We start from the raw sequence: 12597 nt of genomic DNA, 5'->3' as shown, positions 1-12597 counted from the left end.
GTGGGCGGACACCCTTCGTTTCGCGCCCTTCGGTTGCCCCTTACATTCTTCAGCCGCTCGGCCCACCCAAACCAGGATCGGGCGCCGCGCCAAACGGCATGTTGTTTTCATCAACCGGCTCACGACGAACTCCCCGCGCGGCGCAGCGAAACAGTCAGACAGCGCCGCACACGCGACACATTATAAGCAAAAAAGGGCGAAAAGTCAAGAGTTTTCCTTGCCCCAAGTCATTGGCTCCCGGTATCCCAAACCCCTTGACTTTCTCCCCATTTTCCCCTATCTTTGCCGGCAACCGAATGCCTGTACCGGCAGTCTCAAGACCTTCATTCAAACACGGAGGAACACCCTATGCTCCATGGTCCCAAGGCCTGCGCGCGCACCTTGGCGCTCACGGTATCCACCTATCTGGCTTTCTCAGCACTTCATGTCCCCCGCCTCGCCGCTCAGTCCAGCGACTGGGTCGATGGCCGTCCCGATGGCTGCACCACCATCACCGTGGGACGCAAGGCCTCGGCCGGCGGATGGGTCGGCACCTCCCACACCTGCGACAGCCATCGCACCCACTCGTCGCTCGACATCGTTCCCGCCCGACGGCACCCGCGCGGCGCCATGGTCACCCTGCGTAAGCGCACCAACTGCGACTCCCTCGCGATGCCCTCCTACCGCTACGTGCCTGTTGGCCAGATTCCTCAGGCAGAATACACCCACGGCTACATCAACACGGCGTACCCGTGCATGAACGACCACCAGCTGGCAGTGGGCGAGTCCACCTTCGGCGGGCGCGAAAGCCTGCGATCGGACAAGGGCCTCATCGACTGCCAGCAACTGGTGCGGCTGATGTTGGAGCGCTGCACCACGGCCCGGGAGGCCATTCGCCTGGCCGACGAACTGACGCGCCAGTACGGCTACAACGATGCGGGCGAATGCCTGACGATTGCGGACACCAAAGAGGTGTGGCACCTGGAAATCCTGGGCCCAGGCAAGGGCAGAGTGGGGGCCATCTGGGCGGCGCAAAGGGTGCCCGACGACCACGTCTCGGTCAACGCCAACGCCAGCCGCATCCGCCAGATTGACCTGGCCGACCCCGACTTTTTCATGGCCTCGGCAAACGTGTTTCAAGTGGCGCAGGACAGCGGCTGGTGGGACCCGAGCCAGGGCCCGTTCGAGTTCTGCTACGCCTATGCACCGGAGGGGAGAACCTCCCTGGCAGCGCGCCGGCGCGAATGGCGCGTGCTGGACCTGCTCGCTCCGTCGCTCAAACTCCACCCGGAGTCGGAAAACTATCCGTTCTCTGTCAAACCGGACAGCTTGGTAACCCTGGAGAAGCTGGTGCGCATCTTTCAGGACTACTACGAGGGGACCGAGTACAATTTCGTCAAAAACATTACCGTCACCGACGACAGCGGGCGGACGGTCATCTCACCTTTGGCCAACCCGTTTATGCCCTACGACATGAACAAGGTATTCAAGATCAACGGCGGCTGGGGATGGCGCGGCGAGCGCACCATCGCCCGCTGGTACACCATGTACGCCACCATCACCCAATCGCGCGAGGGGTTACCAAATGAGATCGGCGGCGTAGTTTGGCTTGCATTGGACAATGTGGCGACCTCCATCTACATCCCGCTCTATTGCGGCATCACCGACGTGGCGCCCAGCTACAAAGTGGACGGTCGGGCGCGCGGGTTCAGCCGCGACTGCGCCTGGTGGGCGTTCAACCGGCTTGGGACCCTGGCGGCACAACGGTGGGGCGATATGCGCAAAGACGTGGCGGCTACCTGGGGGCCACTTCAGGCCCAGCTTTTTGCCGACCAGGAGAAGGTGGAGCAGGAAGCGCTGCGTCGCTATAACAGGCGTGCTGCCGAGGCACGCAAATTCCTCACCGACTATGCGATCCAGTGGGGCGAGCGGGTGGTGTCAGCCGCCTGGGAGCTGGGCGACAAGCTGTGGACCAAGTATGATGAGCTGTGGTGACAGCATCGGGAGGGAGTCATGATCGTGACGACGGTGACTGTGTTCGTTCGGCCGGAACACATCGAGGACTTTATTCGTGCGACGGAGGAAAACCATGTGGGCTCCATAGCCGAGCCTGGCAATCTTCGTTTTGACGTATTGCAATGCACCACCGATCCCACGCGCTTTCTTTTGTATGAGGCCTACGAATCTCCGGAGGCCGCTGCGGCGCACAAGCAGACCCCTCACTACCTCAAATGGCGCGCTGCTGTCGAGCCGTGGATGAGCAAGCCGCGGGAAGGAGTCCCGCATCGTGTGATTTTCCCAGCCGACAGGAGTCAGTGGTGAACGCTTCGTTCTCGTTCGCCCGCACGCCCTCTGTCGTTTTCGGCTGCGGGAGTATCGCCCGGCTTCCTGAGCTTGCGGCAAAATTTGGGCAGCGCGCCCTGTTGGTCACAGGTCGGCGGTCGTGGCGGTCCTCAAAAGCAGGTGCTGAGGCAATCCAGAGCTTGCACCGCGCCCTTCAGGTGGTGGAGGTTATCCGGGTGGAAGGAGAACCATCCGTTGAGCTTGTGGACAACGCAGTGGAGGCGGTGCGACCCAGGGGAGTCGAGGTGGTGGTCGCCATTGGCGGTGGCAGCGTTTTGGATGCGGGTAAAGCAATCTCGGCGATGCTGCGGGAGGGCGGGCCCGTCACTGCATTTCTTGAAGGGGTCGGCCATCCGGAGCGCCACACCGGGACCAAGGTCCCCTTCATCGCCATACCCACCACGGCAGGCACAGGGAGCGAGGCCACCAAGAACGCCGTTTTGACGGTTCACGGTCCCCTTCCGTGCAAGAAATCTCTCCGGCACGACAATTTCATTCCAGACATGGCTATTGTAGACCCCGACTTGAGCCGCACCTGCCCTCCCGAGGTGACGGCTGCCTGCGGCATGGACGCCTTCACCCAACTGCTCGAGTCATATGTGAGCACCGGCGCCTCGCCCCTCACCGACGTGCTCGCGCTCGAGGGCATGGCACACGTGCGCGACTTTCTCCATCGCGCGGTGGCACACGGTCTGCGTGACCTGGAGGCACGGGCTGGGATGGCCTATGCCGCGCTGCTTTCTGGGATCACGCTTGCCAACGCGGGGCTTGGGGTCGTCCACGGCTTGGCCGGACCCCTCGGCGCCCTTGCACCCATCCCGCACGGAGTTGCCTGCGGCACTCTCCTGGCTGCGGCCACCAAAATGACGGTGCAATCTCTCCTCCAGGCGGAGGGTGAGCATAACCAGCTCGCTCTGCAAAAGTACGCCACGGTGGGAAGGTTGCTCACGGGCGAAAGCGGCAGCGTGGAGGCGCAGTGCACACGTTTGGTTGAGGCGCTCTGGGAATGGACTGAAGCGCTCCCCATCCCTCGCTTAGGGGCTTACGGTCTGAGCGAGGCTCGACTGCGTCAGGTCGCCGACGCCGGGGACAATAAGAACAATCCCGCTCCCCTCACTCCTGAGCAGCGGTTCAGTGTGCTCATGGAACGCCTGTAGGGAGGGTCAGCGCCGCGCAGGGGCTGCCAGCAGCGCGTCGATGCGCGCCCAGAGCTCATGCTTGCCAAGCCCGGTGCGCGCCGAAAACAGAATCAGCTCATCCACCCCCAACGGAGCGAGGAGGGCCAGGTTTTCCTTACGCTGCTGCTGGGCCTGGGAATTGGAGAGCTTGTCGCCCTTGGTGGCCACAAGCACCAAAGGGACGCGCAGCTCCCGCAGCCAGGCGATGGTCTGCAGGTCAAGCGGGCTCAGCTCATGACGCGCGTCCGTAATGAGCACCACTCCGCGCAGGGCGCTTGCCTGCTGCAAATAGCCGGTGACGAGCTCGCCCCACTGCTCTCGCGTCCCATGCGCAACCCGAGCGAACCCGTAACCAGGCAGGTCCACAAAGTAGAACAGGTCGTTAATCAGATAGAAATTCAGATAGCGGGTCTTCCCGGGGGTGCTGCTGACCAGGGCTAGCTTTCGCCTCCCCACTAGGCAATTGATGAGGCTGGACTTGCCCACATTGGAGCGTCCGGCAAAGGCGATCTGCGGGCGCCCATCGCGAGGCAGTTGGGCACGCGTGGCAACGGTGCGCGCAAATTCAGCCTTCAGGACCTTCATCCCGACCCCTCACTGCCGATGGACAGACAAAGCGCCGCGGTGGGTCTAAATCTCAGGCCGTCTTGCGCACGCGCCGTTCGTACAACGGCTCTACCCCCTTGGTCACCACCTCCCGCGTGATGCGGCAGCCGACTACGTCCGGCATCGAAGGAAGCGAGTACATGATGTCCAGCATCACGCGCTCCATGATCGAGCGCAGGCCTCGCGCCCCCGCGCCGCGCTTGATGGCCAAGTCGACAACCGCCTCCAGCGCTTCTCGGTCAAACTCCAACTTTACGCCATCAAGTTCAAATAGGCGCTGGTACTGCTTGGTGAGGGCGTTCTTCGGTTCGGTGAGGATCGCCAAGAGGGCGTCACGGCTAAGCTCGTCCAGCACGCTGATGATCGGCAGCCGACCGATGAACTCTGGAATCAACCCAAAGTTGAGCAAGTCCTCCGGCTCCACTTGGTGCAGGAGTTCGCTGACCTCCTTCTTTTGCTTGGCAGTGACCTTGGCCCCAAAGCCCACCGTGCTCTTGCCCACTCGCGCGGCGATGATCTTTTCCAGGCCGCAAAAGGCACCCCCGCAAATGAACAATATGTTGCGGGTGTCCACGTTGATAAAAGCCTGTTCGGGGTGTTTGCGTCCTCCTTTGGGCGGCACTGCCGAGATTGTCCCCTCCAAAATCTTGAGCAGCGCCTGCTGCACCCCTTCGCCGGAGACATCGCGGGTGATCGAAGGGTTGCCGTCTTTGCGGGCAATCTTGTCCACCTCGTCGATGTACACGATTCCCCGCTGGGCGCGCTCCACATCATAGTCCGAGGCCTGAAGCAGCCGGACCAGGATGTTCTCCACGTCCTCGCCCACATACCCGGCCTCGGTCATGGTGGTGGCGTCGGCAATGACAAACGGCACCTGGAGGAAGCGCGCCAGCGTCTGCGCCAAAAGGGTTTTCCCCGTGCCGGTGGGACCGATGAGCAAGATATTGCTCTTGTCGATCTCCACCTGGTGGCGGCTCCCCTGCGAGTTGATGCGCTTGTAGTGGTTGTACACCGCTACTGCGAGGTTCTTCTTGGCCTGCTCCTGGCCGATGACATAGTCATCCAGCTCTTTCTTGATCTCAGAGGGGGTGGGAATGCGACGCATCTCCTGCTGCGCGCGGCGGGCACGCATCTCCATCACCATGCGCCTGGCGCTCTCGATGCACTCGTCGCAGATATTCACCTCAGGGCCAACGATGATGCTTTCCACCTGGTGTGAATTGCGCCCGCAGAAGGAACAGATGTACAGCCGTTTGCGCGCCTCTTCAGTCATTACCTCGCTCCGGAGAACCGCTTCTCACCCGCCTCCGCTTGGCCTCAGCTCACTTGGCAGCAGTCTTCTTCCTGGTCAACCCTTTCCGCACGAGCACTTCGTCGATGATGCCGTACTCCTTGGCTTCCTCGGCGGACATGAAAAAGTTCCGGTCGGTATCGCGCGCGATTTTTTCCACCGGCTGACCCGTGTGTTGGGCCAGGATCTCGTTGAGCTTCTCGCGCAGCAGCAGAATCTCCTTGGCGTGAATCTCGATGTCCGAGGCCTGACCCTGCGCACCGCCCATGGGCTGATGGATCATGATGCGCGAGTGCGGCAAAGCCGAGCGTTTGCCCTTGGCTCCCGCTGCCAACAGCAATGCCCCCAAGCTTGAGGCCTGACCCATGCAGATAGTAGCCACGTCCGGCTGGATGTACTGCATCGTATCGTAGATGGCGAGTCCGGAGGAGACGATTCCCCCGGGTGTGTTGAGATACAGATAGACGTCCTTCTCAGGGTCTTCTGCTTCGAGGAACAACATCTGGGCAATGACCAAACTCGCCACCGTATCGTCGATGGCCGTACCGATAAAGATAATGCGTTCCTTGAGCAGGCGTGAGAAAATATCGTACGCTCGTTCGCCTCGACCTGTCTGTTCTATGACAATTGGTACCAATCCCATCTCTTTACCTCACCTGTTCGGTTCTTTTGAGAGTCCCTATGCCTCATCCGGGGTGACAACCAGTGGCACGCTGGCCCGCTCTCTGTGCTTGACCTTCCGCTCCTTGATCTTCGCATGGCGGGCGATCAGGTCCAGAACCTTTTGCTCTAAGAGGTCGTGCTTGATGCGGCGGCGCGCGCGGTCGTCCACCTGCTCGCCGGGGTGCTGCTCGCGGGCTTCAGCAACGGCGCGCTCCACCTCCTCTTCGCTCACCTCGATGCCTTCTGCCCTGGCAATCTGGTCGCGGATGAGCTGCCACTTGACCCACCAGATGGCATCGGCCCGCAGCTGTTCGCGCAGTGCCTTTTCATCCAGGCGGCGCATGCTTCTTTTCCGGGCCGCCTCGACCAGACCGTCCAAGTACAGTTCCACCATGTGGGCAGGGGCCTCAAAGCTGTTGGCCTTGATGACTTCGTCCATCAGCCGGTGCCGCAACTGCTCCTGTGCCTCGTGGGCGTACTGCCGCTCTAGCTCTTGTTTCAAATAGGCCCTGAGCTCTTTGAGAGAGCCAAACTCACCCACGTCTTTGGCCAGCTCATCGTCGATCTCCGGCAGTTCCCGCCGCAGGACCTCTTTGATTGTGACCTCAAAGAGGTCTTCGACCTGGCGTGGGGCCTCATTGGGTTTTGACGGCGGGGCCTGCCGCACCAAACGCACGCGGCGCCTTTCGCCCACCCGTGCACCAAGCAACTGATGGCTGAATGCCGCGTGCTCTGCGGTGGCAGGAGATTCGCGCAGCTCGATGCGGCGATCTTCGTACCGCTCACCCAAAATGGGCACACCGGTGCGATCCAGACGCTGCACATCCATCGCCACGATGTCGCCCAGCTCTGCGCCACCTTCTACGGGCGTCACCATCGCGTTGTCCCGCCGGATCTTCTCCAACATCTCATCCACGTCTCTGTCGCCCACTTGGTAGACTTCGTGCTCGACGGTCAACCCCTTGTATCGCTCGACGCGGATGTCTGGCTCAACGTCCACGATCAACGTGACTTTCAGCCCTTTGTCAGGCTCGTACGTGGTCTCGGTGATATTGGCCGAGCCCACCGGCTTCAATTGGTATTCAGCGATGATGCCCGGATAGACCTCCTCGACAAGCTGCTCAAACACTGCCCCCTCTATTTCCTTGCCGAACATATCGCGCAAAAGCGAGCGCGGCACTTTGCCTTTGCGAAACCCTTGCAGGTTCACACGTTTCTGATACCGCGCGTACGCTTCATCTAACCTCGGCACCACGCTCTCTGCCGGGAAGGTAATGGTGATCTCCTTCTGCCACTGCTCTCTGTCCTGGATGTCGACCTGCAATGAATTCTCCTTGCCACTTTGCTTCGCAATAACACCAACGGATGGGGCCAGCGCACTCAAGAGGAAAGGGTTGGATGGCGCACGGTGCTTCTTCTTCTGCCTGCCACCTCCACCCTTTTCTCTGGAGAAGAACGGCGTGTCCTTGGTGCGAGAGGGGGGACTCGAACCCCCACGCCGTAAAGGCACTAGATCCTAAGTCTAGCGCGTCTACCAAACTCCGCCACTCTCGCGTAGCCGCTGGCTAATATACATATTTTTGCCTGGATTGTCAACCGTTTTGTCCGGCACGGCCTTTGGCTTGCCCCGGACCGCGGCGAAAACAGAAAGGGGCTCAGCGCTCTGAGCCCCTTCCCGAACCGGTGCAAAGATGACTACTTGCGCAGCTTGTACTTTTCCATCTTGTTGTAGAGGGTGCCGCGGCTCACGCCAAGGATGTCGGCGGTCTTGCTGATGTTCCCCTTGGTCTCGGTGAGCACTTGCTCAATGAGCGCCTCCTCAGCCGCCTCCAAACGCCGATCCTCCAATCGGAGATGAACGACCTTGGGGTCGGCAGGCGGGAGTATCTCCTCAGGAAGGTCCCCCACCTCCACCTTGTCGCCGCGGGACCTCATGACGGCCCGCTCCACCGCGTTGCGCAGCTCGCGCACATTGCCCGGCCAGTCGTAATGTGTCAAGATCTCCTCTACAGCCGCGGAAAAGCCGCGAATCCTCTTGCCCGTAGCGTCGCAGTAGTAGTCCAGGAAGTACTCGGCCAAGGGCATGATGTCGTCAGGATGGCGGCGCAACGGCGGGATGGTGATGGAGACCACGTTGAGCTTGTAATAGAGATCCTCGCGAAACTTCCCCTGGTCCACTAGCTCGGCAAGGTTCTCGCGCGTGGAGGATACCAAACGAACGTCGAGCCCGTAGGTGGTGACGCCATCGGGCCCTTGAATCTCGCGCTCCTGCAGCGCCTGCACAAGCCTGGCCTGGATGGCCACCGGCATTGCCGCCACTTCGTCCAAGTACACCGTACCACCGGTGATGAGTGGGCTTCCCTGCACCGCGGGCCGACGCAAGTCGGTCAGCTCATCACCGCTGCCGAAGAGCTGGGCTTCCAGTTCGGCGGCACTCAGTGTGCCGCAACTCAGTTTCAGGTACGGATTGAGCCTGCGTGGGCTAAGGCAGTGGATGGTGCGACTAAAGATTTCCTTGCCTGTGCCGGGTTCGCCGGTGAGTAAGATGGGCGCGTTGGAGTTGGCCACTGTGCCCACCTGGTGACAGACGTTGCGCATCCGGCGAGAGACGGCCACCACCCCGCTGAAGCGACATTCGCGACAGTGCCCCAGGAGCAAGGCGTCGCTCAGACCCCGGCGGGCCACCCGCTCGGCGGTGCGCTCCAGGGCAAACAGCACCTGCGACGGGCGCGCCGGCTTGAGCAGATAGTCCACAGCCCCGTTCTTCAGCGCCACGATGGCCTCGTTGATGGCACCATACCCCACCATTACCACCACCGCGCACTCGGGTTGCTCAGCCCGGATCTTGCGCAGCAGCCTGATTTCCTCCACCGGGGGCGTTTTCATTGAGAGCAGCACAAAATCGTACCGCTCCCCGCGCGCCAGCGTCTCGCGCGCCTCGTCCAGGGTCCTGACGGCGAAGATCGCCATGCCTTTCCGCGCCAAGGAGGCCTCCACCAGCGCCACCAGGTTCACATCCTCATCCACAAACAGGACCCTCTTCTCGCGCTCCATCTTTCCTTCCTCCGAATCCACGCACTCGCTCCACAGCTCCCGAATCCTGGGCGCGACGCCGGTTTCAGCCCTGGACTCTGCAGGCTGCAGCAGTTGCACAGACTGCGAATTCTGGCCAGACCGCCGCGTGGGACAGTGCGGCGGTAAAACTCCGTTCACGGCAACCAAGGATACGCGCAATCATCATACCAGAGGGCGCCCAACCGTCTTGACGCCAATGTTCGGTCCCGTAACCAGCGCTTTGCCGGTGCCACAAATCGACTGAAATATATACACATTTTGCGGGCAAATGTCAAGCAAATTCTGAAAAAACCAAGGGTCAATCGTGGGAAAAAAATGCGGCTGTTCCCTTCGCAACACATAACAAAAACACAAGCGCGGCGCACCCTCATGGGGTCCGCCGCGCTCACCACCGTCACGGCACGATGTTTCACAACAAGACAGTGTCTCCCTTTGAGACACGCCCCCGGCGCATCTCCGCGCACGCAAGCCATTCGGCCGCGATTTGTCCTCACTGCCTCGTCGCTATGCTGCTCTCCTTCGAAGGGAAACGCAACGTCCGTGCCGAGGAACCATAGATGAAAACCATTGGCCGCGTGACATCTATCCATTCAGGCAGCAGGAGAACAACCCGCCGCACTTCGTTGCCAGCGAGGAGCCCACCAACCGCATGCTGTCCGTCAAGGGAGAACACATCGCGCTCCTCGCCCACCACGACCGGCTTCCATTGCCGCCCATCCTGGGCAACCCGAATCCGGTCTGGATCAAAATACACTCCCTGGGGGGCCAAGGCCGACACCGAGAGGATAAGCGGGGTGACCTCAGTGCCCATAGCTTCCCGCGCAATGGCTGCAAAGCGCTCGCTGTGCACCACCATGATGCTCATGGCGCTGGCTTGATTCCCGTCGCTGCGAAGCACCACCGTCCGCAACTGAACATCTCCGGTAGCTCGCGTTGATTCCCACAATGCTGCCTCGCCACCTTTGCCCCACACGCCAGACGCCACACAGGCCAGAACCAGACCTGTCAGCAGCAGTCGCAGAACCATATTTCTCCTCCAGTGTCTACCTCGTCATCTTTCCTGCCTGAGTAGGCTACAACCTTCATGCCAGTTTTTGCGCGGAAGGTGGATGGAGGTAAGCACTGGATTTTTCGTGCGAAAGAGAGGGGCGCTGCTTTGTAACGCCTGCTCGTCAGTGCCCAGGACGGAAACGCTGTTCAGCCCTGAGACAGAGAGGCTTTATTTGCCCATCGGTCTGGCACCCCATGCAAAAGCACGCGCCCAACCACCATCAACCCGGCCAAGGTGAAGACCGCTGCCTTATACCTGACTACGTCTCCATATCCGCCGAGCACGTACACCACTGCGCCCCAGAGCAGGGGTCCGGTGATCGCCGCCGCTTTGCCCGACAGCGAGTACAGACCAAAGAACTCGCCCAGCCGCTCCGCCGGCACCAAGGTCACCAAGAGTGGGCGCGCCGCAGTCCAGGTTCCGCCCAAGAACATGCCGATGAAGCAGGCTAAGACCCAAAAGACCGGCTGGCTGTTGAACAGGACCACCAGCCCCAGGCATAGAATCCATCCATTGAGCACCCAGGTCAGGGCCGCCTTGGGTCCCACCCGGTCTGTGAGCAGACCGAAGAGGAATGACCCAATGGCCGCTGCAGTAGTGGCTACCAGGAAGAACGGCACCACCACCTCGGTGGCGAACCCCACGACCTTCACTGCGTAGACCGCCATGAAGATGATGATGGTTTCAACTGCTTCCTCGTAAAAGAACTTTGCCGCAAGGAAGCGCAGCACTCCCGGTGCCTGCCTTGAGCGCGTGAGCCCCTGTACAATCTGCCTGGCTGCTTGGTCAAACTGTGCCACGCCTGGGAACAGAGGCGACAAGAGCTTCTGCACCACGAACCGATGATAAGCACGCACCCGGTTGCCAACCCCGGCACGCTCCTTTCGGCATGCAAGCCTCCACGCGACGGACCCCAGGACAGCACAGGGCATCAACGCCAAGAACGGCAAATAGGCAACCGCGGGCAGTGCGGCACTAAGCGATGCACGCGCAAGAGTCCACTTCCTTCCTGCCACAGGGTTGCGGTCGCGCACGAAAACGAAGGTGGGCAGAGCAGTGAGCAGGAAAAGGAAAGCGGTGGGAACAAAACTCCCTACGTGACCCCAACCTCGGGGCCTGCGGAATAGGAGCAAGCCGGCGATCCTGGCATCCCGTGGGGCTCGCCAGTGCACGACGACCGCTCGTCGCGTGGGCCCTGAGCCAGAGAGAGAGGTATCGCGCGTGGCAATCTTCCACTCCGGCTGCCACGCATGACCCCCGCTGTCCAGTGCGGCCAGCCTGTACGCATAATGGCTATCGCGGTCCACCTGAAGGTCAAAGTAGCTGCAGGCAGATGGCTCAAGGCGCGCCACTTCCACTTCTTTTCCCCGAAAGAAGGGTACCTCCACCCCGAGGAAATCGATGCCGCCCGTGACGAAGGGCATGACCATGAGCAACCCAAAGAAGCTCCCCAAATAGCCCACTGCCACACCGTAGCCAGAAATCTTGCCCATGGTGGCCGGCGTGCTCACCTCCGGCAAGAGCGCATTGTAAAACACCAATGCCCCCTGATAGGCAAAGTTGGCCAGCACATAACAGAGCAGTGCGCCCGTGGCCGTGAGGAGCACACCCAGGCCGAGATTACCTACCAGGCCGATAAGGGCGGTAGCAATGACGCAGAGCAGGGTGAGAGCCGTTAGGTAGGGCATGCGGGCACGATAGCGATCCGACACCACACCGAGCACCGGCATGCTCAGCCCCACCAGCGCCATGGAGACAGAGTTGCCGATGCTGACCCACATGTCCTCCACGCCCAAATTTACCGTCATCCACAGCGGGAAGTACATGGTGACCACGTTCATTGAGTAGATGGTGTTGGCAAAGTCGTAGGTAATCCACGAGGCTACGGCGCGGGTGGGCGTACAGCGCATGCCTTGCTCCGAGTTCTTGGGAATAGTGACGGTCGTAGGCGGGTTGGTTCTCCAGGCTATGAGCCTGTGCTGGAGGCGATGAGGCGCACGAGACGGTTGGTGAGGCCACGGAAGCTCTTGTTGGGGGGCACCACGACCGCGAGTATGGCCGGCTGCCTAAAGGCCTCGATGAACCGGACCACCACCTTCCGGCCCTGTTGGTCCTCCAAAAGCACCTCGGCCAGCCCTGTCAACCCACCGAGCTCAGTGGCGGTGTGCTGCACCTGTTGCAGCAGCAGGCCCGTTTCTGCCAAAAAGTCCTCCGACACACCGGTCTCGCCGGTCGCCCGCGCCAAGGGCAAACCGTCAGCAGTGAAAAGATAGGCCGCTTCGAAATGACCCAGGCGAATGAGCTGCAACATGGCCTCCTCGATCACCTCCTGCGGAGGAGGACCAACCTCCGCAAAGGGTTGGGGGCCCTTCTTCTGCGTGGCAGCTTTGTCAAACTGCAAATGGAGCATC

At 61.0% G+C, this 12597-nt stretch carries 11 protein-coding genes and 1 tRNA gene; 3 read left to right on the top strand and 9 right to left on the bottom strand.

The window, feature by feature from the left end:
• Window positions 1–348: 348 nt before the first annotated feature.
• Genes ONB25_12690 through ONB25_12680 form a run of 3 tightly spaced genes read left to right on the top strand, consistent with a single transcriptional unit; the run spans window position 349 to window position 3479 of the window.
• Window positions 349–1974, top strand: a complete 1626-nt coding sequence (locus ONB25_12690; protein MDZ7393744.1) for a C69 family dipeptidase — start codon at window positions 349–351, stop codon at window positions 1972–1974.
• 18 nt (window positions 1975–1992) lie between these two features.
• Window positions 1993–2301: an antibiotic biosynthesis monooxygenase gene (locus ONB25_12685; protein ID MDZ7393743.1), complete on the top strand. Its 309-nt coding sequence runs from the start codon at window positions 1993–1995 to the stop codon at window positions 2299–2301.
• Window positions 2298–3479 (top strand): iron-containing alcohol dehydrogenase, encoded by a 1182-nt coding sequence (locus ONB25_12680; GenBank protein MDZ7393742.1) that lies wholly within the window; start codon window positions 2298–2300, stop codon window positions 3477–3479. Before ONB25_12685 ends, ONB25_12680 begins: the two co-directional genes overlap by 4 nt.
• Before the next feature lie 6 nt (window positions 3480–3485).
• Here the strand turns inward: ONB25_12680 and yihA are convergent, their stop codons facing one another.
• The 9 genes from yihA to ONB25_12635 all read right to left on the bottom strand — a co-directional run bounded on the left by yihA (window position 3486) and on the right by ONB25_12635 (window position 12596).
• The gene (gene yihA / locus ONB25_12675) at window positions 3486–4085 is read right to left on the bottom strand and encodes a ribosome biogenesis GTP-binding protein YihA/YsxC (protein MDZ7393741.1); all 600 of its coding nucleotides are present in this window, start codon (window positions 4083–4085) and stop codon (window positions 3486–3488) included.
• Between the two features lie 52 nt (window positions 4086–4137).
• On the bottom strand, window positions 4138–5379 hold the full coding sequence (gene clpX / locus ONB25_12670; GenBank protein MDZ7393740.1) for an ATP-dependent Clp protease ATP-binding subunit ClpX: 1242 nt from the start codon (window positions 5377–5379) through the stop codon (window positions 4138–4140).
• A 49-nt stretch (window positions 5380–5428) separates the two neighbouring features.
• A complete protein-coding gene (gene clpP, locus ONB25_12665; GenBank protein MDZ7393739.1) occupies window positions 5429–6034 on the bottom strand; it encodes an ATP-dependent Clp endopeptidase proteolytic subunit ClpP in 606 nt (201 codons plus the stop codon).
• Window positions 6035–6076: 42 nt separating this feature from the next.
• Entirely contained in the window at window positions 6077–7384 is a 1308-nt protein-coding gene (tig, locus tag ONB25_12660) for a trigger factor (GenBank protein MDZ7393738.1), read from the bottom strand.
• A 143-nt stretch (window positions 7385–7527) separates the two neighbouring features.
• Window positions 7528–7614 (bottom strand) — tRNA-Leu (locus tag ONB25_12655).
• Window positions 7615–7755: 141 nt separating this feature from the next.
• A complete protein-coding gene (locus tag ONB25_12650) occupies window positions 7756–9114 on the bottom strand; it encodes a sigma-54 dependent transcriptional regulator (protein ID MDZ7393737.1) in 1359 nt (452 codons plus the stop codon).
• A gap of 511 nt (window positions 9115–9625) precedes the next feature.
• Window positions 9626–10162, bottom strand: a complete 537-nt coding sequence (locus ONB25_12645) for a hypothetical protein (protein MDZ7393736.1) — start codon at window positions 10160–10162, stop codon at window positions 9626–9628.
• Window positions 10163–10332: 170 nt separating this feature from the next.
• Entirely contained in the window at window positions 10333–12096 is a 1764-nt protein-coding gene (locus ONB25_12640; protein ID MDZ7393735.1) for an MFS transporter, read from the bottom strand.
• Window positions 12097–12152: 56 nt separating this feature from the next.
• Complete coding sequence (locus ONB25_12635; GenBank protein ID MDZ7393734.1) at window positions 12153–12596, bottom strand: hypothetical protein; 444 nt, start codon at window positions 12594–12596, stop codon at window positions 12153–12155.
• Window position 12597: the final 1 nt, after the last annotated feature.

The organism is candidate division KSB1 bacterium, from assembly GCA_034506335.1.
In the GTDB taxonomy this organism is placed as follows: Bacteria; Zhuqueibacterota; Zhuqueibacteria; order JANLFK01; family Oleimicrobiaceae; genus Oleimicrobium.
This window is presented reverse-complemented; position numbering and strand designations above follow the sequence as displayed.

Coding starts and splice junctions, on each gene's coding strand:
- ONB25_12640 (MDZ7393735.1), bottom strand. CDS start 12,096: ATGCGCTGTACGCCCACCCGCGCCGTAGCCTCGTGGATTACCTACGAC.
- ONB25_12635 (MDZ7393734.1), bottom strand. CDS start 12,596: ATGCTCCATTTGCAGTTTGACAAAGCTGCCACGCAGAAGAAGGGCCCC.
- yihA (MDZ7393741.1), bottom strand. CDS start 4,085: ATGAAGGTCCTGAAGGCTGAATTTGCGCGCACCGTTGCCACGCGTGCC.
- ONB25_12645 (MDZ7393736.1), bottom strand. CDS start 10,162: ATGGTTCTGCGACTGCTGCTGACAGGTCTGGTTCTGGCCTGTGTGGCG.
- clpX (MDZ7393740.1), bottom strand. CDS start 5,379: ATGACTGAAGAGGCGCGCAAACGGCTGTACATCTGTTCCTTCTGCGGG.
- ONB25_12650 (MDZ7393737.1), bottom strand. CDS start 9,114: ATGGAGCGCGAGAAGAGGGTCCTGTTTGTGGATGAGGATGTGAACCTG.
- ONB25_12685 (MDZ7393743.1), top strand. CDS start 1,993: ATGATCGTGACGACGGTGACTGTGTTCGTTCGGCCGGAACACATCGAG.
- ONB25_12690 (MDZ7393744.1), top strand. CDS start 349: ATGCTCCATGGTCCCAAGGCCTGCGCGCGCACCTTGGCGCTCACGGTA.